The 23,828-nt window shown below is 43.2% G+C and carries 15 protein-coding genes and 1 pseudogene; 13 read left to right on the top strand and 3 right to left on the bottom strand.

Annotation, left to right across the window (positions count from 1 at the left end; genetic code table 11):
- Nucleotides 1-92: 92 nt before the first annotated feature.
- The 3 genes from GC096_RS17725 to GC096_RS17715 all read right to left on the bottom strand — a co-directional run bounded on the left by GC096_RS17725 (nucleotide 93) and on the right by GC096_RS17715 (nucleotide 5,604).
- Nucleotides 93-2,114, bottom strand: a complete 2,022-nt coding sequence (locus tag GC096_RS17725) for an S-layer homology domain-containing protein (protein ID WP_171632001.1) — start codon at nucleotides 2,112-2,114, stop codon at nucleotides 93-95.
- 63 nt (nucleotides 2,115-2,177) lie between these two features.
- Nucleotides 2,178-3,785 (bottom strand): response regulator, encoded by a 1,608-nt coding sequence (locus GC096_RS17720; protein ID WP_171632000.1) that lies wholly within the window; start codon nucleotides 3,783-3,785, stop codon nucleotides 2,178-2,180.
- On the bottom strand, nucleotides 3,760-5,604 hold the full coding sequence (locus GC096_RS17715; protein WP_171631998.1) for a cache domain-containing sensor histidine kinase: 1,845 nt from the start codon (nucleotides 5,602-5,604) through the stop codon (nucleotides 3,760-3,762). Before GC096_RS17715 ends, GC096_RS17720 begins: the two co-directional genes overlap by 26 nt.
- A 105-nt stretch (nucleotides 5,605-5,709) precedes the next feature.
- Here GC096_RS17715 and GC096_RS17710 point away from each other — a divergent pair, with 105 nt between their 5' ends.
- The 13 genes and pseudogenes from GC096_RS17710 to GC096_RS17650 form a co-directional block, all read left to right on the top strand.
- Nucleotides 5,710-7,143: an ABC transporter substrate-binding protein gene (locus GC096_RS17710; protein ID WP_171631996.1), complete on the top strand. Its 1,434-nt coding sequence runs from the start codon at nucleotides 5,710-5,712 to the stop codon at nucleotides 7,141-7,143.
- 181 nt (nucleotides 7,144-7,324) lie between these two features.
- The gene (locus GC096_RS17705) at nucleotides 7,325-8,248 is read left to right on the top strand and encodes an ABC transporter permease (protein WP_171631994.1); all 924 of its coding nucleotides are present in this window, start codon (nucleotides 7,325-7,327) and stop codon (nucleotides 8,246-8,248) included.
- A 12-nt stretch (nucleotides 8,249-8,260) separates the two neighbouring features.
- On the top strand, nucleotides 8,261-9,175 hold the full coding sequence (locus GC096_RS17700) for a carbohydrate ABC transporter permease (protein WP_171631993.1): 915 nt from the start codon (nucleotides 8,261-8,263) through the stop codon (nucleotides 9,173-9,175).
- Between the two features lie 74 nt (nucleotides 9,176-9,249).
- Nucleotides 9,250-10,803 carry an ABC transporter substrate-binding protein gene (locus tag GC096_RS17695; RefSeq protein WP_171631991.1) on the top strand — a complete coding sequence of 518 codons (1,554 nt, stop codon included), beginning with the start codon at nucleotides 9,250-9,252 and terminating at the stop codon, nucleotides 10,801-10,803.
- Nucleotides 10,804-10,929: 126 nt separating this feature from the next.
- Nucleotides 10,930-15,585 carry a glycoside hydrolase family 9 protein gene (locus GC096_RS17690; RefSeq protein ID WP_171631989.1) on the top strand — a complete coding sequence of 1,552 codons (4,656 nt, stop codon included), beginning with the start codon at nucleotides 10,930-10,932 and terminating at the stop codon, nucleotides 15,583-15,585.
- A 40-nt stretch (nucleotides 15,586-15,625) separates the two neighbouring features.
- On the top strand, nucleotides 15,626-16,360 hold the full coding sequence (locus GC096_RS17685) for a ThuA domain-containing protein (RefSeq protein WP_171631987.1): 735 nt from the start codon (nucleotides 15,626-15,628) through the stop codon (nucleotides 16,358-16,360).
- A 21-nt stretch (nucleotides 16,361-16,381) separates the two neighbouring features.
- Nucleotides 16,382-17,440 (top strand): Gfo/Idh/MocA family protein, encoded by a 1,059-nt coding sequence (locus GC096_RS17680; RefSeq protein WP_171631985.1) that lies wholly within the window; start codon nucleotides 16,382-16,384, stop codon nucleotides 17,438-17,440.
- Nucleotides 17,441-17,600: 160 nt separating this feature from the next.
- Complete coding sequence (locus GC096_RS17675) at nucleotides 17,601-18,419, top strand: hypothetical protein (RefSeq protein ID WP_171631984.1); 819 nt, start codon at nucleotides 17,601-17,603, stop codon at nucleotides 18,417-18,419.
- A 147-nt stretch (nucleotides 18,420-18,566) separates the two neighbouring features.
- Complete coding sequence (locus GC096_RS38745) at nucleotides 18,567-20,249, top strand: ABC transporter substrate-binding protein (protein ID WP_171631982.1); 1,683 nt, start codon at nucleotides 18,567-18,569, stop codon at nucleotides 20,247-20,249.
- Between the two features lie 98 nt (nucleotides 20,250-20,347).
- Complete coding sequence (locus GC096_RS17665) at nucleotides 20,348-21,364, top strand: FecCD family ABC transporter permease (protein WP_171631981.1); 1,017 nt, start codon at nucleotides 20,348-20,350, stop codon at nucleotides 21,362-21,364.
- Nucleotides 21,364-22,383: a FecCD family ABC transporter permease gene (locus tag GC096_RS17660; RefSeq protein ID WP_171631980.1), complete on the top strand. Its 1,020-nt coding sequence runs from the start codon at nucleotides 21,364-21,366 to the stop codon at nucleotides 22,381-22,383. Before GC096_RS17665 ends, GC096_RS17660 begins: the two co-directional genes overlap by 1 nt.
- Before the next feature lie 24 nt (nucleotides 22,384-22,407).
- Complete coding sequence (locus GC096_RS17655) at nucleotides 22,408-23,352, top strand: iron-hydroxamate ABC transporter substrate-binding protein (RefSeq protein WP_171632134.1); 945 nt, start codon at nucleotides 22,408-22,410, stop codon at nucleotides 23,350-23,352.
- Between the two features lie 225 nt (nucleotides 23,353-23,577).
- Nucleotides 23,578-23,828 (top strand): annotated as a pseudogene (locus GC096_RS17650) (RNA polymerase subunit sigma-70); the annotation flags it as partial.

Here is a 23,828-nt window from a genome sequence, read left to right as displayed (position 1 = left end):
CTTTTTTCCCCACGCCAAAGAACCCCTAAAATAGAATAGATGAACCTGATAGTTTCTCTATTGTCTATTATAGGGGGCAGAGGTTTTATATGTTATGGCTTAATATTAAGCATTCGAACAATAGCTGTAACGGCTTCCGCTCTGGTAGCAAGCATAGATGAGGCGAAGTTATTACCTATGGTGCCGCCAAGTAGGTTGTTTTTGCTAGAAATGACCGCCGCTGGCTTAGCCCAATCTGGAATGTCGGCATCATCGGCATAGCCTGTTGGGATACCTGCCATTAGGGGGAGACCCAGGGCTTTTACGACCATAGAAATCATTTCTGCATGGGTAATGTTGGCTGTCGGTCGGAATGTGCCATCGGGATATCCGCTGACGAGACCAAGCTGAACGGCTTGTTTGACTGAATTTGCCGCCCAATCTTCTACCAGGTTCGTATCGGTGAAAGTGAGCGGTACACCCGCTAAGTTAGGCTTCAAACCATTCATTACCATAACCGTAAACTCAGAACGCGTAATGTTAGCATTCGGCTTGAATGAGAAGTCCGGATAACCGCTCGCGATTTTACGCTCATAGGCCATGCTAATCTCAGGACTTGCCCAATGTCCTTTCGTGTCTGTAAAGGGACTTGTATCTGCGGTTGTAGTCGTTGCAGGGCTAGTTCCTTCTGTGACAGTGACCTTGCTCTGTGTAGACAAGCCGTCTCCGGAAGTTGCAGTAATTGTTACTGTACCGGGGATGAGTGCACTGACTTGCCCGTTGCTGTCCACTGCTGCAATGTTTGGATTACTGCTCTTCCACGTTGTTTTATGATTGGATGCATAGCTGGGGGAAATCGCGGCGCTGAGTGAGACGCGTTCCTCCACTTGAAGGTTGAGTGTGGGTTTATTGATCGTTATGGCTGTTACAGGAACTTTGAGCGCGTACATGTACAAAACAAACATGTCTAATAAGCCCTCGGACTTAATTTCATCTTGATCGGCAAATTTGGTGGATACTTCGTAGAGGGTCCCATCATGTCCAGTGAATAAGGGTAAAATCTCGTTAGTATCAATCTTGTATTGCCACTGAATGGTACCGTCGGGGCTAAGCGCGTAAATCGCTTTATTTGCTGATGAGTTGGTATAGATAAGTCCATTCGGCCCAAGAAGTGGCGGGGTGACCGTACCGCCTGCTGCGAATTGCCATTTTATCGTTCCACTAGGTAATAGTGCGTTGAGCTTTCCATCTTGTGATCCGAAATAAACACTTCCGTCTGGACCGACAGATGGCGCATATAGGATGCTGCCTTGATCGAATTCCCATTGTTTAGTTCCGTTAGGTGAAACGGCATAAAGCTTATGATCATCAGATCCAACATAAATGGTACCATCTAACCCGATAGTAGGTGTCGATGTTGCTAGACCACCTATTGGAAATGTCCATTTCTTCGTCCCATTTGGCTTGATCGCGTAAAGCGATTTGGCACCCATGGTTACATAAATGGTGCCATCAGGGCTAAGAATCAGCTTCGCCTGGTTTTTTACCTCCAGATCAAGCCACCAGATTTCTGTGCCATCCACAGGATTTAGTGCATGTAGAATGCCATCTTTAGATGCGACATAAATCGTTCCGTCCGCCCCAAAGATCGGCACTGATGCGACTTGATCGCCTGTAATGAAAGACCATTTCAATGAACCATCTGCTCGAAATGCCATTAGCTTGCCTGGCTCACCGGCTCGGCCAGTACCGACATAAATGGTGCCATCCTTATCGATGGCAGGTGATGTTAAGATAGTTTCATTGATTGCAATTCGCCATTTCTTCGTCCCGTCAGGCCAATGTGCCGCAATCCCGTTTCCAGCCAGTATTGTAAAAGTGAAATAAATGGTATCGTCGGGAGCAACAGTGGGAGTACCGATATACGATATTGCAATTGTCGGAGCTTTCCATTTTAGTTGTACGAAGCTAGAATTCTGAAACATGATGAGGTCCTTGACGTTAGGATTAAGGTTCGTAATTGGTGTAATCGTCTGCACAGGATCTATCGTGATTTGAGCTGAAACAGGCAAGGTAGTCGATGCGAAACCTATGAATAATACGAGTAGGCTGCCTATGAAGCGTACATTCTTCAACTGGACACTCTCCCTTTATATAACAGATATTAAGTTTAAAATTTTATGGCCAAACTGTAACTATCAGGATCGATACTTCTGCGGATGAATGCCCGTATATTTCTTGAAAACGGTACTGAAATAGTGTGGGTTTTCATAACCTACCTTTTCAGCGACTTCCAGAATTTTTAAACTGGTGGATTTCAAGAGATTTTTGGCGTCCTCCATACGTAGACTGGTAATATATTCGGTAATTGTTACCCCCGTTTCTTGCTTGAAGATCAAGCTGATATAATTTGGCGTTAGATAGATTTCTTCTGAAATTTTCATGACACTGATGTCCTCTTTATACCTCAGCTTGATGATATCCATCATTTTTTGGATCACTTTAGAGTTCTTTTGATTATATTTATTAGAAAAATATTGTGCCATAAGATGGAACAGGTTTGATATATAGTTGTTTAAATCCTGAGCATTTTCTTTCTTATAAATAGATTCAAAGATACTGGATCGTTTACCAACAATTTGATCGAGATCCTCGCTTAGATCCTGTGCAGTTCTGGATGCGATGCATACCATTTCTAAGCATATGCTTTGTATGTAATCTACAGGCATGTTTCTCAACTGATCGAACATGTTACTAAGGATATTTGAAACACCGCTGCTGTCTCCAAGCTTGATAGCATTCATGAGCAGGTTCTCATTGTCGTAGAAATCGGACCTATCGACCGAATTGGCGGAGATATCATTGATGCTATAAATATCGCTTATATGGAGGATTGAATTTTTTCCAGTATGAAATTTGTACTTTAATGCCATACAAGCATCCTTATAGGAGGAGTGAATGGCTAGAATGTTATTCACGGGGCGTCCGATTCCAATGGAAATGGAAATCTTCAAATACTTCCTCAGGCACGCGAGTATTTCCTCACATATTTCGGTATGTCGGTTAGAACCCTCTATGTTCGAATTGAAAATGAGCACGAATTCATTTTCGTTGGCACAGAAGCTTACGCCAGAGTGAGCACTGCTGATAATTTCCTCAACAATATTAGATACGCTAAAACTAAGGATTTGTTTATCCTCCTCAGATTTATTTTCCGTTATTGTATCGTAGTCATCAATTTGTAAAACAGACACAAGATGGCTTTCCTCCGCACGCAAAGGTAATTGATAAAAGCTTAATTTCGCATGTATTTCTCTCTCATTTGAACTTACACCCCAAATTAAATTGCGGAGAAATTTTTCGCGAATCAATGGAAAGTGCTCGTGCAGTTGCTGCTTTAAATGCGTCATTTCGGAATGCAGATTGCGTTCCATCTTTATGCGATGCACCACTTTAGTCACCATCTCGACGAGCTCGTTGATTCTAACTGGTTTTAGAATATAGCCTTCTACGTGGATGTCGAGGGCTGTTTTGGCATAGTTGAAATCCTGGATGCCGCTGATAATAATGACTCTGATGTCGCTTTCCCATTCCTTCAGCTTCATTGCAACCTCAAGTCCATCGACAAGCGGCATGCGTATATCGGTAAGTAGAATATCTGGCTTAAGCTCTTGACACAGCTCCAGGGCTTCCTGCCCATCGACGGCTTCGGCAATAACCTGGATTCCCAACTCCTCCCAATTCACACTGTTGCTGAGTCCATCCCTGACAATAAACTCATCATCTGCTATGATCATCGTTAACATCGTAACCCTCCATTGTTGTAACGGCTGGGAGTCGCAAGCGGACTGTAACGCCGGATTCTTCATTGTCATAAAATTGAATACCATATTCATTCCCGAAAAAATGTTTGATTCGTTCATTCACATTTTGGATTGCAAAGGACTTTAAGCTGTTTGGGTCTTGTAAGATGGCATTTAGTTCCTTCACATCCGCCCCAACACCATTGTCGCTGATGCTGATTTCAATCAGGGAGTCCAATCGCTCACCTTTGATGATAATGGTTCCGATTCCCCTTCTTTTCTCAATTCCATGGATAATTGAATTCTCTACAATAGGCTGTAAAATCAATTTAACCGTTAAGTAGCCTAGGATCTCCTGAGGGAAATCGATCGAATAATCTAATTTATCTTTAAAGCGGATTTTCTGGATTTTCAAATAGCTTTCTACTTGTTTTTTCTCATCTAAAAGCGGAATGATCGTATTGCCTTTACTTAAGCTATATCTGAACGTATCCGAAAGCGAAGTCACCATGGTGCTGATATCCGGTACATTATGCTTAATAGCCATCCAATTTACGGAATCTAGGGTGTTATATAAAAAATGAGGGTTGATCTGAGCCTGCAAGGCTTTTAGTTCTGCTTCGCGTTTGACCTTCTCACTTATAAACAGCTTATCAATCAAACTTTTGAGTTCAATCAACATTTTATTATAGGTTTTAAAAAGGTAAGAAAATTCATCGTTTCGTTTGTAGTCCAGTGAAATTTCGAAATTGCCGTTTTGGACAATTTTCATGGATTTAACAAGCTTGCGGATAGGAAATGAAATGTTGTCTGCAAGCAATAAGGCCATTAACAAGGCAAGAATCGTGCATAGGATAATGACGATATAGATGAATTTATTAAAAGCGTTCAGCTCACCGTTTAATTCGTTCATAGGTGTTAATGAAACGATCGTCCAATTTAAATCGGTCATGTGTTGATAAGAAACAAAGATATCGCCATGGCTGTGTTTTTCAATGAATGATCCGGCAGCCTCTGGGTTGTTTGTAATCGTTCCACTCATTTCCATTTCTTGACTCGCCGCTTTACCGAGTAATGAGGTATTCGGGCTAATAATAATAGAGTTACGCTTGTCAATAATGAAGGTTGAAGTACCAGCGGTAGGCTTCGACTTATTTAGGATATTATTAAAGTAATCAATGTCTACATCGATGGTGAGCAGTCCATTATAGGGAATCAGCATATCATCCAATCCGAATAATCTTTTGGCAATTTTAATGGTCGGATGGGTTGTGGAGGAAATGACGACCTTATCCAGCCCCACAACGGTATATTCGGCTTTTGGGGGAAGGTCTAAATACCAAGGTTCTTGCTCAATCAAGCTGATATCGGAAACCTTATCCGTAAAGCTGTACATCAAATACTCAGGCCTGTTGATTAGATAGAGCCTTGGTATGAGCAAAGTCTGTGTCACATTGGGAACGGAATAATTCTCCAAAAGCTTATCCAGCAAGGACATTTCACTCACCAGCGCTGTTTTATCGAAGGGATGCTGGGAGGATAACACGCGAATTAGATCGCGATTCAGGTAGATTTCAGCCGAAATATCATTGATGGCCTCCAATTTTTGATTAATATTAATCGCAATCATAGCGAGCTTTTCTTCTAAGGAGGCATTGATTTTTTGCGTAATGATGCTGGTAGATTTAGCGTATATCGTGTACGAAATAATAGAGGTTGGCAAGAGAATCAAGCTGATAAAGTACACAAGCAATCTATTGCGAATGCTCGTTGTAAAAAGAAAACGATTTAGAAAAATACGTTTAAATGTCCTCAAAAGCATCAGGATTCTCCTTTATAACAAGTTTACTTTGATGAAAACTTATCACAATATTCCAAAAAATCATATAATAAAATTTGTAGGATGAAATAACTAGATTGGCAAGGGGTGGTAAGTATCCGAATTCAATACAAAAAAATAACAGTAACACTAAGTGTCGTAAGTGTTCTAGCATGTTTCATTGCTTATGGCTGTACGAACCGTTTTTCGAATAAACAAGCGCGGATGGAGCAGGGAAATGAAGCTGTAACCGATCACGGGCAATTGGCAAAGATCCATATTCAGTACGCTCAAATGTCAGTCACTTCTGTCAAATTTGTTGAAGAGGCCATACATCGATTCAATGAGACGAATCAAGATAATATCTATATCGATTTATTGAAGATACCGCGTGATCGATACACCGAAACCTTGAATATGTTGAATGCTTCAGGAAAAGGTCCCGATGTCTATGAAGTAAGCAAGGAGTGGCTGACAAGCTATATGTATAAAGGCTGGATAGAAGATCTTTCAGCTTACGTAGATGAGTCTTTTTTTAAGCCTTTTCCGAAATGGGCTGTTGAATTCGCCAAGAATTCGCGTAATAAAGATAAATTTTATACGATACCTTCCAATCAAATTACATATCGTCTCATTTACAATAAAGATTTGTTTCGTAAAGCGGGTTTAAATCCCGAGTCTCCGCCAACCACATTAGACCAGGTTAAGAAATATGCCACTATCATCAGTGAGGCTGAAAAGGGTGCAAGAAAGTATGGCTTTGCTCTGCCGATAGGAGAGGAATGGGGAGGCTTGGTACAGCCGATGGAGGCTACCAGTGCCTACAGCGGTGTTTACTTCTATAATTTTCAAAATGGTACCTATGATTTAGCTGGATTTAAGCCATGGTTAACGACATATAAGTCGATGGAAGAAAACGGGGCACTATTTCCAGGAATGGGCGCAATGAAAGATGATCTTGCGACTGCACAATTTGCAGAAGGCAATATTGGCATGATGTATGCAGCAAGCTGGAAGCCTACCCTATTTGCAGAACAATATCCTCCGAAAAATGAATGGGGCGTAGCTATGCCGCCTGCAACAAGCGAAGCCACGGTCGGTAAGGGCGCGGTATCTATCCATGCAGCAGGATTGAATGTAGTGAAATCGGGTACGGCCCACTTGCAGGAAGCGGTCAAGGTATGGAAATATCTATATTCGATAGATTATATCGGGAAGTTATATCAGAGCGGCAGTTTAATTCCCGTTATGGAGGGGGTGCTAGATAACCCGCGTTACACGCCGTCAATAGCTCACTTTAATGAATTTTTACCAGGAAGCAGGGATTCGATTTACCCTGATACACCGTTGAACATGGATGAGTGGGCTCGCTCTAAAGCCTATATTTCCGCTATCGGCGATGGGAAATCGATAGACGAGGCCTTGCAGGCTGAAAGCAACAGACTAAATACATTATTGAATGCTTTCTTCACAACATTTGGCGTGAATAAAAGCGATTATACGAATTCATATTTTGACCCTCAGCATCCATTAGAAAAATAACAAGAATAAACGATTTATAAAAGTGTAGAGAATTTTAGACTTTATTATAGTTTTGTTTATTTTGCTTCTTTTTTGTTTCGTTTATAGTGAACTTGTAAGCGAAAACAAGAAAGGAGGAAACGCAATCAACAGCCGATCTTACTCAACAAGCAAGCCTAACCGACCGAATAGATTCAAAAGTATGTTGAAGGAATTTAAGAAAAATAAAGTATTATTGTCCATGCTCATCCCAGGGCTGATTATTCTGCTAATCAACAATTATTTACCGATGTTTGGCATTTTGCTGGCGTTTAAAGATTTTAAGTTTACGTCAGACAATTTTTTTACCAGTCTTCTTGCCAGCGATTGGGTAGGATTTAAGAATTTTGAATTTTTCACCAAATCCATTTATATTTTCACGATCACCCGCAATACACTGCTTTATAATGGTGCTTTTATCATTCTTACGTTAGTTACTGCTGTCCCTGCTGCTATCCTCATGAATGAATTAAGAAATCGTACGCTTGCTAAGTTCTATCAGTCGGCAATGCTGTTGCCGCAATTCTTATCTTGGGTCGTTGTCGGTATTCTCGCATTTTCATTCTTGAGTATGGATATGGGGTTTATTAACAAGAATGTGCTGGCTCCACTGGGCTTCGATCCTATTCTTTGGTATAACGAACCGCGTTATTGGCCGTATATACTGCCACTGGTGCATATTTGGAAGACGTTAGGATATTACAGTATTATTTTCTTAGCGGGAATTACTGGCATTGATTCGGAAATCTACGAGGCAGCTGTCATTGATGGCGCTAGTAAAACAAAGCAGATCTTCTATATCACGATCCCGCTGCTTTTTCCGCTGATGACTATTCTCACACTGCTGCAGATTGGAAGAGTTTTTTATGCAGATTTCGGCCTTTTCTATCAGACCACACAAAATTCAGGCATCTTGTACTCGGCGACCAATGTTATTGATGTGTATGTGTATAATGCATTAAGAGTGACTGGGGATGCCAGTATGGCAGCTGCCGTCGGATTATACCAAGCTACTGCAGGCTTTATTCTGGTTATTACTAGTAATTGGATTGTCAAAAGAATAAATAAAGATTCTGCTTTGTTCTAGGAGACGAATGCAATGGGATTTACATCACACAAAAAAAGAGAACTAAATGCAGTTTCGAAGACGACTAATGTTGTCGCAAATGTTATTTTTATGTTTTACGTTATCCTGTGTATATGTCCTTTAGTGCTTGTTTTTATGGTATCGATTACAGATGAACAATCGATCGTTACTAACGGCTTCAGTTTCTTCCCAGAGAAATTTAGTTGGATGGCTTACACCTATATTTTCAATGATTCAAGCCAAATCATCCGCTCGTATGGGATCTCGATCTTCGTTACGGTCGTGGGCACACTAGTCAGCCTGTTAGTGACAGCGCTCTATGCTTATCCCATATCAAGACCGGATCTAAAGTCGAGAAATATTTTCGCATTCCTCATCTTTTTCACATTGCTCTTTAGCGGTGGGCTTGTACCTTATTATATGGTTTACAGTAACGTCCTGCATTTGAAGGATACCTTGATTGTTCTCATCCTGCCGTTGTTGCTTACACCGTTTTATGTCCTGATTATGCGAACTTTTTTTGCGACAAATGTACCAGATGCCATTTTGGAATCAGCCAAAATAGATGGAGCAGGCGAGTATCGCATATTTTTCAGCATTGTGCTCAATCTTTCCAAACCTGTACTAGCCACAATTGGTTTATTTAACACAATTACGTACTGGAATGAGTGGTTTACGGCATTATTGTTCATTACGAATCCTAAACTCATGCCGCTGCAGCTACTCCTGCATAATATTCAAAGCTCGATTCAAATCATACTCGACTTAGCAGATAAAGGCCAAGGCAGTATGTCCTTGGAAACTTTACCTAGTCAAAGCGCACGTATGGGGATGGTCGTTATTGCGATTGGGCCCATTATCTTAGCCTATCCGTTTTTACAAAAATATTTTATTAAGGGATTAACGGTAGGCGCTATTAAAGGCTAGATTCGACCAAATGTTGCTTGGGTGGGATACTTGGTTGCTTTAGTATAGAATTGTCAATTTGAAAGGGGAAAACTATGTTTAAAACAAAAAGATACGTAGGATTTACGCTTGTACCAGCTATCATGCTAACGGCAGCACTAACCGGCTGCTCCAAAGAGGAGGCAACCGATAAGGCATCCACTACGCCAGTAACTACGGCATCCGCAACACAAGCGGCTAAAGAATCACTCCCCCCTGTTGAACTAAATTGGGCTATGCCCGTTGCTGGAACAGGTGCTCCCAAGGATGTTGCACTCGTAGAAGCGGAAATCAATAAGTACCTGAAGGATAAAATTAACGCTACGGTTAAGCTGAATATGATACCGTTTGGAACTTGGGCGGATAAATCAAATGTCATTATCTCTTCAGGTGAAAGCGTAGACATCATGTTTACAGCTGGTTGGTCCAACTATAGACAAAATGTGATCAAAGGCGCTTTCATTGATATGACGGATTTAATTACTAAGTATGCGCCAAAAACAAAAGCAGCTTTAGATCCCGCATTCTTAGCAGGCTCGAAAGTAAATGGCAAGAACTATGCTTTACCTACGCAGAAGGAATTGGCTCATCAATACGGTTTCTTATACCGTGCGGATATTGCGGAGAAATACAATATGGATCTTTCCAAGGTGAAAACGTTAGATGATTTGGAACCATTCCTGAAAATTATTAAGGAGAAGGAACCGAACATGTATCCGATTCTGGCGGGTCAGGTTCAAAACAACAGCTTAACGCTAAATTTGGATTATGATCCAATTGGAGATGCTACCATTCCTGGCAAGCTGGTTCCAGGCGGCAATACAACAGTCATTAATGATCTGGCTACGCCAGAAACGAAAGCCCTCTTCACCCTATGGCATAAGTATTATACGGCTGGATACATTCGTAAAGATGCAGCAACTGTACAGGATATAACCTCTGATAGAAAAAGCGGGAAATTTTTCTTGACGATCGGTACCTTAAAGCCATTAGCTAATGAAGAAATAGCCGCAGCCAATGGAGGATTCCCTTACAAACAAATCTACTTGCGCCCAGCTTCCATTAATGGCAATGATACACAAGGCTCGATGCAGGCCATCTCCCGTACTTCCAAAAATCCAGAAAGAGCGATGATGTTCCTGGAATTGCTTAATACGGATAAATATCTTAACAACTTGGTCAACAATGGGATTGAAGGTAAACACTTTGTCAAAGTATCGGATAATGTCATTGATTTTGCTCAAGGTGTAGATGCTCAAAATTCTGGTTATTACCCTGGCGTTTACTGGGTATTCGCCAATCAATATTTGAACTACTTCTATAAAGGACAGAACACAACGAAATGGGATCAATTCAAATCATTTAACGCTTCTGCCATTTCAAGTAAGTTAATGGGCTTTAATTTCGACCAAGAGCCTGTCAAAACAGAAATAGCTGCGATAGCTAACGTAAATGCAGAATTTAATGCTGGATTAAGTACGGGGACATTAGATCCTGAGGTCTATCTGCCTAAGTATCTTGACAAGCTTAAGCAAGCAGGTGTGGATAAAGTTATCGGAGAGAAGCAAAAGCAGGTTGATGCCTGGTTGGCTGCTGGCGGAAATAAATAACTAAGTTTCAGATGAGTTGGCGTAGATGTTTATTGCGCCAACTCGATTTATATCTAGAAGGAGGTTGCGTTACTGGTAAGTGAAGAGGCTCCCTGTTACGTTTATCAAAATAGTAATGGAGGTTATATGATGGGTAACCCAGTTGATTTCAAAGGGAATTTAAAGAAGATTACACTATTTTGTTTAGTTGTTGCGCTTGTATTTCAAACATTCGTTGTATTGCCAACGACGACAAGGGCAGCTGTAGCCTCATTGCCAAGCCCAGGATCTCCATTAATGGTTGATGATTTTATTGGAGGCGGAAGCTTCGGGAAAAGTGGAAGCCCCTGGGCGAATTGGTATAATCAGTCGGGTGGTACGGGTACTTATGCAAGAGCAACGGTAGATGCGCTTACGGTTGGTAAATTTACACAAACGCCCGCATCAAGCTCCTCACAGGCCAAGTTCGAACCGCAGCATTTTAATGCGAACCTTGAAGGCTATCGCTATCTCAATTTATCCATGAAAAATCCAGGATACACGGGAAGTCGCATCAATATTTCGATTGAGGATGGCACTCATTCCTACAGCTTGACGAATGGATTCGTAAGCGTGCCAACTAGCTGGACGCCTTATGCCTATGATTTAAATCTCTTCCCGAATTTAGTAAAATCCAGTGCTCATATTGTCGTCTGGCTTAATCAAGCTACTGGTGTTTATGGTGAGATGCTAATCGATAATATCCAAGCGACGGATACTTACAGCGGTACGGCTCCAACATTGACTGCGACTGGAATGACGTCAAATTCGGGTGCCATTCATAATGAAAACACGGTGTATACGTTTGTGGCAACCTATACAGATGTGGATAACGATAAACCCTTTGCCGTACAGTTAGTCATTGATAATGACACTGTTTATGATATGACTGCAGTAAATATGGCAGATATCACATACACAGACGGTAAGGCCTATTACTACTTTTTAAAGCTGCTTGTGGGAAGCCATTCCTATTATTTTCGTACAACGGATAACAACTCCGATGTAGTGACAACGTCACCTGTGTCAGGTCCTACGGTTGTAAGCGCTGCACAAACAATTGACATCAATGATAATACGATAGGAACCGGCAATAACCAAATGGCATATGCAGGTTCTGGTTGGTCCTATGTCGCTGCCCCAGCAGGGAATTATCAAGCAGATAACCATGTATCCGCCATTGCTGATGATACGCTTACTTTTCGATTCGTCGGTACCAAGGCACGTTTATACGGTGTGACCGCAGCCACATATGGGATCGCCGCAGTATCCATTGATGGTGGAGTGGAAATCAATATTGATACGTACTCTGCCAGTCGCGTGGAATCAGCCTTGCTGTATACAAGTCCGAATCTTCCCAATCAGCTGCATACAGTCAAGGTCAGGGTTACGGGGCAAAAGAATGCAAGCTCAAGCGGATATACGGTTGCTATCGATAAAATTAACGCAGATACGTACACAGGCAGTTTGGTCAATGATGTCGTCATTAGTCAAGCAGGCTATAGCGCAGCTGCTTTCAAGAATGCCAAAGTAACGGCCAATGATGAACTAAGTGATACTTCCTATCAGGTCTTAAACGGTTCAACGGTAGTTGCATCAGGCAATATGACCTATGAGGGTGTTACCTGGAATAAACATGTGTACTCGATAGATTTTTCTGGCGTTACCACAGTAGGTACCAACTATACAATTAAAACGAATAACATTTCTTCCTATCCCTTCCAAATCCAAACGAATATTTGGAACCAATATAAGGATGAGATGACGGCATTCTATCGATTGCAGCGTTCGGCTGTGGATACTCGCGTTTCTTATCCAGTTGGCTACAGCAGTGATACAGCTCCTTCAGAGAAGGTTTTCCATCCTGCCGGACATTTGGATGATGGCTTATCTCCAGATGGCAAATCGCATTATGATTTGTCGGGCTCCTGGTATGATGCTGGGGATTACGGTAAGTATGGAGGGAATCAGTGGGTTGCTGGTGAAATTGCCTTAGCTTATCTTCGCCATGCATCGAACGCGAATGTCAGATACGATAATGATCACAACGGTGTTCCTGATTTGATTGATGAAGCCAGATTCGGCAGCGAGTATTTGGTCAAATTTGCAAATGCGTTCGGTGGAGCCATGTATAACCTGCCGAATAATGCCGGGTTCATCCATCCAGAAAAAGAAACGGACAATATTATTAACACACCAGATGATCGAAAATATGGTGCTATTGGAATCGGCGGCTCAGCCAAAGCAGCTGGTGCTCTTGCAGCTACAGCGCGTGCCATTCAAAGCGCACTTGCAGGGGGATATATTCCAGCGAGTCAAGTCGCGGAGTTCACTACTTTTGCTGCCTCATGTCAAACTGCTGCGATAACGTTCTATAACTTTGTCGTTGCTAACCCCTATCTTGCACAGGGGAGTTATGAAACAATTGGCGGCGTACCGAACACGTTACTGTGGGCCGAAGTGGAGTTATATCTATTAACTAACGATACTGCCTATAAAACTTCAGCAACCGCGCGTATTAGCACACTAACATTCAAAGATATTAAATCCACCAATTATTGGGATATGCGGCCCATGTCTATGGCTGAGTTTTATCCTGTTGCAGATCCTGCAACACAGACGATTATTCATACGCTTCTCAAACAACAAGTCGATTATTTCTTGTCATCTACAGATGATACCCCGTATGGCGTACTTAACGAATTTGGACCGTTTGGTGTGAATGAGCCACACGCTGGATTTTTGGGTGATATGGTGCGGTATTATGAATTGTTCGGAGATCCCGCGGTTCTTCGTGCTGTGACCAAGGGAGCTTATTGGATATTTGGTGAAAACCCGTGGAATATAAGCTGGGTCTCTGGGATCGGTACAGATTATGTAGATTTCTTGCATACACGTCTAGACGAGAACTCTTATAATACGGCAAACACAGGCGTTGTTATTCCTGGTGAAATGGTCAGTGGACCGAATATGAAAGATACCAAAGATAAAACAAGTGTAAGCCCATGGTATGTAGACAGAGGACTCTTTGCGGATGATGGCAACCAATGGAGATACAACGAATCCAGTATCAGTATTCAAGTGGGGCTTCTGTATACCATTATGGGTCTAACGGATCTCAATGCTGAAAGCACTTCAGGCGGCGTAGTTCCAGCTAAATTGCCCATTACTTCGCCAATTATTGGCGATTATGTTCGCGGAAATGTCACTTTGTTTGCACAACCTACGACGGAATTGAGCTCCGTATATTCGACAGTTAGTGATCTTGTTTATGGTGCCAACTATAGTCCTATGACGGTGGGTGGAGGCGTTTACAGCACCACAGTGGATGTCAGTTCATTGGCTCCTTATACGAGTAAACGAGTGAATGTAAGAGGGACGGATTCACTCGGAAACGAAACCTATAGTTCTACGCATTACACAGTTGCACCACCGCTCCCTGACCCAGCACATCCGCTGCTTTATGATGATTTTAATAGAAAAGGGTTGTTTGGGGTTCAGAAGCTAGATTGGGTTAACTGGTGGAATCAATCTGGAGGTACAGGTAAATTTGATAGGGTGAATATTAACAACACCTACGATGTTGCACAATTCAGCCAGACTCCTGCGACGAGCGCCTCACAGGCCAAGTTTGAACCTTGGCATGATACGGTTGATTTGTCAGGATATCGTTTTCTGACTTATACAATGAAGAATCCAGGCTACGCCAATAGCCAAATCAATCTGACGATTGAAGATGGTAAGAATAGCTTCAGCCTGACCAGCGGCTTCGTGTCTGTGCCAACCACTTGGACGACTAGAAGCTATGACCTGAATGCATTCCCGACACTGAATAAGAAAACGGCTCATCTCGTTATATGGCTTAAACAAGCAACAGGCGTGTATGGTGAAATGCTTCTGGACGATATCCAGGCTACGAACGTCGCGAGTGGAACGGCACCGATCTTGACTTCAACGAATGTGACGCCAGCCTTGGGTGATTCAACAACACCCTTTACTTTTACTGCCACCTACACAGATGCAGATATCCAGAAACCTTTTGCGATGGAAGTGATTGTGGATGGCGTTATTCATAACATGCAGGAAACGACTCCAAGCGATGTGACTTACACAGATGGTAAAACCTATAGTTACACTACAAAGCTGCCGGCAGGCACGCATTCCTATTATTTTAATACAACAGATACGACTTCTGATGCGGTAAGATCAACACTGAATTCTGGACCTACTGTCATAACCAAGTTGTTCTCCGATGATTTCTCGGGTGGTCTAGCAGATAATTGGACGCCTACAAGCGGAACATGGTCTGTCGTAAATTCGGAATATAATGGTACAGCCGGCTATGGCACAAGCTTATCCACCGCAGGCAGCTTAGCTTGGATGAATTATACCCTGCAGGCCAAGGTAAGGGTCATGACGAATTCGGGTGGCAATAATGATGCTGGTTTGGTGTTCAGGTATACGGATCCCAATAACTATTACGTGTTGGCGATTCGAAATAACAATCATCCCTCAGGCAGAAAAATGGAAATCTACAAAATTGTAGGTGGCGTGCAAACACCGTTGGGTTATGCCGGGCCGAGCACAGCCGCTAATACAGACTACACGTACAAAGTTGTAGTTAATGGGAGCTCTATTCAGGCCTATCAAGATGGCGTCCTACAGCTGAATATATCAGACAACGCATTAGGCAGTGGCAAGATAGGCGCACGTGTCTATGCCACATCGAAAATCATTATCGATGATGTCACGGTAAGCCAATGAGATAAGGTTAAATAAGTTTTGTATTGGGAGGTTTTGAGTCGTGAAAGTAACGATTTGGAATGAAGGCAGACATGAGCAAATTAATGAAATTGTCGCGAATCTATATCCGAGGGGAATCCATGGTGCGATTGCGGAAGGATTGAGCGAGCATGGCATTAATGCGCGAGCAGCTACACTAGATGAGCCCGAGCATGGATTAACACAAGCTGTGTTAGATGACACCGATGTCTTGATCTGGTGGGGACATATGGCACACAACGAAGTTCAGGACGAAATTGTGAACCGTGTTCAGCAGCGAGTGCTGGCTGGCATGGGACTCATCGTGCTGCATTCAGGCCATTTTTCCAAAATATTTAAAAGGCTGATGGGAACGACCTGCGACTTGCTTTGGAGAGTGGCAAACGAGAAGGAGCGGCTCTGGGTTGTGAACCCAGGGCATCCTATCGCACAAGGGCTTCCTCGCTATTTTGAACTGGAAAAGGAAGAGATGTATGGAGAATACTTTGATATACCAGAGCCGGATGAGCTCATATTCCTCAGCTGGTTTCAAGGCGGTGAAGTATTCAGAAGCGGGTGCACGTTCCGACGCGGGCTTGGGAAAATCTTTTATTTCCGGCCGGGGCATGAAACGTTTCCAACTTACTATCAGCCAGCTATTCGCCAAGTCATCGCCAATAGCGTACGCTGGGCTGCGCCAGAGTCTGGGCTTGTACCTTTTCCAGCACAAAATGGACAGTTTCCGGCACTCGAACCGACACCAGGCAAAGACGCATAATGAAAAGGAGCTATCGCTATCATGACAATGTTGAAAATAGCTGTTATCGGCACAGGAGGCATTTTTAAAGCCTTTTATTGGCCGCTTATCCAGGAAAACAAAGAAATTAAGCTATTGGCTCTATGTGATATTATTCCTTCCAAAGCGAAAGCCTACGCAGACGAATCTGAGGTCCCTGTTTATGGTGATTTTTACGAACTTCTCGAACAGGAGAAGGAAATTGATGCCGTCTTCATCTGTACACCGAATCTGTATCACTCGGAGTATGCTATAGCAGCAATTAATGCGGGCAAGCATGTCTTCTGTGAAAAGCCCGATGCCGTGAGTGTAGCGGAAGCGATAAAGATGAAGGAAGCAGCAGAGCGAAATGGTCGCCATCTAATGGTCATGAGAAATAATCGCTATCGGCCTGAGGCCAAGTGGCTAAAGCAGGCCAGTCAAAGTGGGTATTTCGGAGAGCTGTACGCAGGACGCTGCGGATGGATCCGAAGAAGAGGCATACCCGGCAAGGGGGGCTGGTTTACCACGAAGGAATTATCAGGCGGCGGGCCGCTCATTGATCTTGGCGTCCATATGATTGACCTTGCAGTCTGGATTATGGGCAATCCGAAACCGGTTACGGTCAGTGGAGCCACCTACTGCAAGTTTGCTAATTCCGACTTGGCGGATTCGGTACATAGCCAGTTTGGCGAGAGCCAATCTGAGGGTCATTTTGACGTAGAAGATCTGGCAAATGGTTATATTCGGTTCGATAATGGAGCGACCCTGCAGATCGAATTCAGCTGGGCGTCGAATATTGAGCAGGAGCGCAACTTCGTGGAACTCCGTGGAACACAGGCAGGCTTTAGCTTAGATGGAAATGAATTAAAAGTGTTTTCTGAGCTGCAAGGCGCACTTTGTAATACGCAGCCGTTGTTACCTCAAGGAAAAGGTGGACATCCAGCGAACTTGGAGCATTTTATTGATGTACTGCTTCGGGAAACAGAGCCTGATTTCACACCCTCTCAGGGCGTGGATATGATTAAAATTCTGGAAGCGATTTATGAGTCGGCACGTCTCGGACGCGAGGTTGCGTTATAAAACATCAGAGCTATGAATATTCCAGAAATTATGTTCAGCCAATCGGTTGAACATAATTTTTTTTCTACTATAGTATAAGTACTTACTAGAAAATGGTAATTATTTGAAATGTTGTATGTAAGCCAGATGAGTGAAGATCATAGTGTAAAGGAGCAATACATTGAAAAAGTATATGTTGATCATGATTTTTTTGATTATTTTTTTGTTATCCGTTTGGGATGATCGGGCTAAGATGCCGCCTACTAACATGCAGCCTCTGTCAGTGCAAAAAGTGACATTTTCAGAGAATCATGCATTAAATAAAACCATTCGTGAATTAGGGCTTCCTAATTTAGAAAAAAACACGGCGAGGGAAAGGAATGTCAGGTTTTGTGGGAAGGAACCTTACAGAGTTGAATTTGGCGTGAAGATACAACTATTAGAAGCTGAAAAATACTTAGTTGTATTATCTGAAAAATGGAGAAACGAAGCAGATCATCAGGAAAAATTAAATCGGATTCGTTTTTATTACGTATCTTCTGAAATCTTTGAGCTGATGTATCAGGATGGCTCGATTGTGGCAACCATCGGAGATTGTAGCGATGATCCATATGGCTTGAAATCATTTCAACCGGTTTCACCAGGTGTTTTCTTTCCACAGAAGGAACTCGATCAGCTATCCAACATTGGCGCTGAGAAAGATGCCATTCTTGCCTTTGTACATGCCTGGGCATCCAAAAACCGTGAAGAACTTGCCCAATTGGTAGTACCAAGCGCGATGATGAATGAAATGCTTGATCGTTTGACGAACGATCGTTACTCTTACGCCTTTACAGGAATTGATGGTTCCATCATGCAGAGTGAAGGGGGCGAATACTGTATGGGTGTCGACTATCGTGTGAGTGATTCCGTTGAAAAAGAAGAACGGGAAATAAATAATAGTGCCATCTGTGTTCGGCCAAACGCTAGTGGTAAATGGAACGTGTATATGATTGATTAACATAATTAATTCAAAACAATATCCCCTTTTCATGGACACTCAATTGAATTTCATCTTAGGATGGGAGCATGGGTGAATAGATGGAAGGGGATATTTGTGATATAGTATTGTGAGAATGATTATCATTTAAACATGGAGGGATTCGGAGTGAATCACGACACGAACCACGACGTGTACTTACAAGGGACATTATTAGAGCTAATCAAGCTTGAAAGTATAACTGAAATAACGGGATGGAAACGAACTGCGGAGAAAGTTGTCCATCATACACTCCTTTTCTTTGTTAAGACGAGAGGCCAGCTTCAAATCAATCAGACTGACGTTCAAGTTCATGGCAAAACGTTATGTTTACTGCTCCCAGGTATGAGTGTACAAGCATTAAATTTGGCGGGCAATGAGAATGGTATGATCTACCAATTGGAATTCGATATATTTCGAATGGTAGAGCAAACACAAACACGTAAAGTGTATGACCGAGAGCTCGATTTTCCTTTACAAGGCCAAATTCAAACCGATTTACTCCTTTTTCAACGGAAAATACAACTTCTTGCTTCTGTGAGTGGAGATTCAAGTGTAAGGGAGCACTTGCGGCAGCAGTATTTATACGCCTTAGTAGAAATGATCCTGAAAGAACAGTCTCCGGCTATAACAACATTGAAGGATGCTGAGGATTCCATTCAGTTGACGATTACCTACATGCAGGATGCTTACCATACAGACATTAATTTAGATAAGCTCGCAGAGATTGCAGGCATGCATCCAGCGTATTATTCGCAGCGTTTTAAGCAAAAAATGAATAAATCACCGATTGATTTTCTCACGCAATTGCGGATGAATAAAGCCAAGGAAATTCTTCTTGTTTCTGCACCTCAGATCCGAGAATTGAGTGGACGGGTGGGGTACCGTGATGAGTTTTATTTTAGCCGCCGATTTAAAGAGAATTGTGGTTATGCACCAACGCATTATGCGAAAGAGATATTAACCAATATTGTTTCACTCTCGTATCCCTATACGGATCACTTACTGACCCTAGGCATTATTCCGTCAGCAGCGCAATTTCATCGTGTCAAATACTTGCCTGATGAAAGCCAATCGCTTACTTTGCCACTTCATGCAACGGAATCTTGGGAAATAGGCAGACAAACTTTTATTGAGGCAAAACCAGAATTGATTCTATGTAAAGAGAACGTTGTTTTGAAAGCGAGAGAGCATATTGGCGACATTGCGCCTATTATTTCTGTGCCATGGGCTTCACAGGATGTCTATGATCAACTCAAAGAAATTGCTCACCTTGTTGGTCGCAGGCCAGAGGCGAAAGAATGGATGGAACGTCACGCTTGTAAGGAAGAGTTGGCTCAGAAAAGAGTGAACAAGACATTTGGAAATCCGACGGTGGCTATTTGCCGCTTGATGAAAACAGGGATGAGATTATATGGTGCTCGAAATGTAGGTCATATCTTTTATCGTTCATTACAGTTGAAGCCTCCTAGTCGTGTTGCTCAAGAAATCAATCAGCACAGAGCAGGTACGAATTTCAATTGGCTATCGGTGACGCCGGAGGAAATGAACGCGTATGAGTCGGACTATGTCATCTTCATGAACTCAACAGCGCATTCGGCATCAGATCTGCATCAGCAGATCATGACGGATCCCGTTTGGCTGCGTCATCCGGCGATTAGGCAGGGGCGGTATTTCATCCTGCAGTGGGATGAGTGGATGGTCTACGCACCACAAGCGATTGGGCAGCTGCTGGATAAGGCGGTATCCCTACTAAGTGGAAACTCGCAGAATCAGCGTACGAATGCCAATCTGAAAATAATCCAAGGATAATATCTATGAATATGTCATGGACGTAAACGGTAGAGATTTTTATAATTAGTTTATTGATAATGATTATCAATATTATTGAGAGGCATGGATCATATCCAATGAAGCTGGGTCTTGCAAGCATGAAAGGAATTACCTATGGTTTGATTTGCTTTATCACGATAATCGCCTTACTCATCGTCATGTTTATAGCGATTTCGTACGGAGCCAAAAGTTTGACATTGGAAACCGTATGGACTGCCGTATTTCATTATAATCCTGAGGTAACAACGCATCAGATTATTCATGAATTACGTTTGCCACGCGTTCTTGGTGCGGCCATTATAGGAGCTGGGTTTGCTGTTGCAGGTGCTTTGATGCAAGGAATAACACGCAACCCATTAGCTGATTCTGGGATTCTGGGAATTAATGCAGGCGCAGCCTTTATGGTTGCCTTAAGTTTCGCTTTTTTCCCGAATCTCCCCTATTCAAGCCTTATCCTGGTGTCATTTCTAGGGGCCGTGCTCAGTGCAGGTTTCATCTTCTTGCTTAGCGCATCTACTCCAGGCGGGCTTACTCCGCTCCGTCTAACGATTGCGGGTTCTGTTGTAGCTGCTTTGCTGCATTCACTCAGCTCTGGTATCGCGATCTACTTTAATCTTAGTCAGGATCTTGCGTTCTGGTATGCCGGGGGCGTTGCCGGTGTGAAATGGCAGAATTTGAAGCTGCTGGTGCCCGTCATTCTTCTTACGATTGCTGGGGCTGTGATGATCAGCCGCTCCGTCTCCCTGATAGCTTTAGGCGAAGAGGTTTCCACCAACTTAGGGGTCAAAACAGATAGAATTCGATTGGTAGGTATTGGTCTGGCTATTATTCTTGCTGGTGTGGGTGTTTCAGCGGTAGGCTCCATCGGATTCGTGGGACTTGTCATTCCTCATATTGCGAGAAAGATCGTTGGCGTGGACTATCGTTTCAGTATTCCTTTGTCTGCTTTGCTCGGAGCTATGCTGCTCGTGCTTGCTGATCTAGGAGCTCGGATGGTTCATCCGCCCAAAGAGTTCGCCATCTCTTTGATGATTGCGCTGGTAGGCGTACCTTTCTTCCTGTATTTGGCGCGGAAAGAAAGGAGGAGTCTGTAATGAATTCGCACAGTTCTATCCAACGCAAGAGAAAGAGTATCTTGGTCGGTCTTTGTTTGATTCTCCTAAGTGTAGCTGTGATCCTGATTAGCCTCAATACAGGCTCGATCCGACTTTCGCCGTTCGAGGTATGGCAAACCTTCGCAGGCTATGGCAGCCCAGATAGTCAACTGGTCCTATTCGAATATCGCTTGCCGCGTATCCTCATTACGATTCTAGCTGGTATCGGGTTAGGTGTATCCGGCGCTATCCTTCAAGGAATTACGCGCAATGGACTTGCTGATCCTGGCATTCTTGGGCTTCATTCGGGTGCAGCGCTAGGCTTAATTGTTTTCGTCAGCTTTTTTCACTCCATGAAGGGCACACTGGCTTTGCTAATTCCGTTATTCACGTTTGCCGGAGGTGTCATAACCGCTATTCTGATTATAGCTTTGGCCTATGACCGACATAAAGGGATTGTGCCCATACGATTGATTCTTGTCGGAATCGCGATTGCCGCAGGCTTCAGCGCTGTTACCTTGTTCTTGTCACTTCGCTTAGATGAAGCAACGTATAGCTTTACAGCTAGATGGCTGATAGGCAATGTATGGGGGAGAGATTGGGTTCATGTGGTTGCGCTGCTTCCTTGGATTGCGATTCTCATTCCTCTGGCATTAAGTAAATGGCGAATTTTGAATACATTTTCACTCGTAGATGAAATGACGTCCGGCCTTGGCGTTGCAGTAAATCGTGAACGATTGCTGTTGCTGATGACCGCAGTTGCTTTGTCTAGTGCCAGTGTAGCTATGACGGGTGGTATTGGTTTCTTAGGTTTGGTTGCACCCCATCTGGCCCGTCGATTGGTGGGCCCACAGCATCAGTATGTTCTGCCGATATCAGGCTTGATCGGACTAGTTATTCTCGTTACCTCGGATACGATAGGACGCTCGATCTTTCAGCCTAACGCCATTCCAGCAGGTATAGTTGTCGCCGCAGTCGGGGCACCTTACTTTTTATTTTTACTGGCAAGAACGAAATAATGTCATTATAAAGGGGTTTGTATGATGAAAAAGAAAAATATGGCTATTCTAACTATGGTAAGTTCGCTTTTCGTTCTGACGGCATGCGGGCAAACAGCAGCACCGAAAGATGCTGCAACAACAGCCTCAGCTGCGCCATCGCCGGTTGTTGCAAGTTCAATGAAACCGACTGAGCTGCCGCAGCCGCGTATTGCATCCATGTCTATTCATTTAACGAACGACTTGCTTGCGCTAGGCATTACACCAGTGGGATCTGTCATGGGGGGCGATCTTAAGGCCTTCTTGCCGCATGTCGCTGACCGTTTGCAGAATACCAAGAAACTAGGCGTTGTGGCCGAACCTGATATGGAAGCTGTGCTGGCCTTGAAGCCAGATCTCATCTATTTGGATCAACAATTCGCAGGCAATGATGTCGCCAAGTATGAGAAAATTGCCAAATCCGAAGTGTTTAACCTAGACGATGGCACGTGGCGCGATCAATTGATCAAAATTGGCAAACTCTTGAACCGTGAGCAGCTGGCCGATACGTACATTAAGGATTACGAGAAGCAAGCAACGAATGTGAAAGGTCTCATTAAAGCGAAGATTGGCGACGGAACCGTGATGGCGGTTCGTATTACAGCCAAAGAACTACGTGTGATGGGGATGAAGCGTCCACTAGGGCCAATCCTGTTCACAGATTTAGGTCTGAAGCCGGCAAAAGGTGTAGAGAAGATCGACAAGGCTTACGAAACGATATCTCAAGAAGTCCTACCTGACTATGATGCAGATGCCATCTTTGTCATTGTAAATAACGATGATGCGGCCAAGAAGCTCTTCGAACAGTTATCTTCCAATCCCATTTGGAAGGGACTTAAAGCGGTTAAAGCGGGGCATGTTTACCCAATTGCCGACCAGCCATGGCTCGATTATTCTGCGATTGGCAATAAAATGGCACTAGATGCAGCTGAAAAGCTATTTGCTAAATAAGAAAGCTTAAACAATAAAGATTAAACAATAAAGATTAAACAATAAAGCGATCCCCCTTTCATTTCGGATGAATGGGGGATCGCTTTATTTAACACCAGATGACTTCTTCGTGTAAGTTATTAGGTACAGGCACTTCTAGGCTCCCACCCACATACACTAATACTAAGCTCAAAGCGGAGACTTCCGAACAGCTAAGATCCGCTAACACTGAAGGGGGTGGCTGGAATGCCTGGATTGTTTAGCGCAATAGCCGTATTAATTAAGCAGCTAACCTTACTTGTATCCTATGTCAAAAATAATGCGTTTCCACAGCCTCTTACCGAGGAAGAAGAAGAACGGCATCTGAGGCTTATGGCAGAAGGTAATGATCACTCTAGGAACAAGTTGATAGAACACAATTTGAGATTGGTCGCCCATATAGTAAAAAAATTCGATAACACAGGGGAAGATTTGGAAGATTTGATCTCCATCGGGAC

The sequence above is a fragment of the Paenibacillus plantarum genome (assembly GCF_013141695.1).
GTDB classification, from domain to species: domain Bacteria; phylum Bacillota; class Bacilli; order Paenibacillales; family NBRC-103111; genus Paenibacillus_E; species Paenibacillus_E plantarum.
This window is presented reverse-complemented; position numbering and strand designations above follow the sequence as displayed.

Excerpts from the sequence above, each read along its gene's own strand:
- GC096_RS17720 (WP_171632000.1), bottom strand. The coding sequence starts at position 3,785 with ATGTTAACGATGATCATAGCAGATGATGAGTTTATTGTCAGGGATGGA.
- GC096_RS17715 (WP_171631998.1), bottom strand. The coding sequence starts at position 5,604 with ATGCTTTTGAGGACATTTAAACGTATTTTTCTAAATCGTTTTCTTTTT.
- GC096_RS17705 (WP_171631994.1), top strand. The coding sequence starts at position 7,325 with ATGTTGAAGGAATTTAAGAAAAATAAAGTATTATTGTCCATGCTCATC.
- GC096_RS17700 (WP_171631993.1), top strand. The coding sequence starts at position 8,261 with ATGGGATTTACATCACACAAAAAAAGAGAACTAAATGCAGTTTCGAAG.
- GC096_RS17695 (WP_171631991.1), top strand. The coding sequence starts at position 9,250 with ATGTTTAAAACAAAAAGATACGTAGGATTTACGCTTGTACCAGCTATC.
- GC096_RS17690 (WP_171631989.1), top strand. The coding sequence starts at position 10,930 with ATGATGGGTAACCCAGTTGATTTCAAAGGGAATTTAAAGAAGATTACA.
- GC096_RS17680 (WP_171631985.1), top strand. The coding sequence starts at position 16,382 with ATGACAATGTTGAAAATAGCTGTTATCGGCACAGGAGGCATTTTTAAA.
- GC096_RS17665 (WP_171631981.1), top strand. The coding sequence starts at position 20,348 with ATGAAGCTGGGTCTTGCAAGCATGAAAGGAATTACCTATGGTTTGATT.
- GC096_RS17660 (WP_171631980.1), top strand. The coding sequence starts at position 21,364 with ATGAATTCGCACAGTTCTATCCAACGCAAGAGAAAGAGTATCTTGGTC.
- GC096_RS17655 (WP_171632134.1), top strand. The coding sequence starts at position 22,408 with ATGAAAAAGAAAAATATGGCTATTCTAACTATGGTAAGTTCGCTTTTC.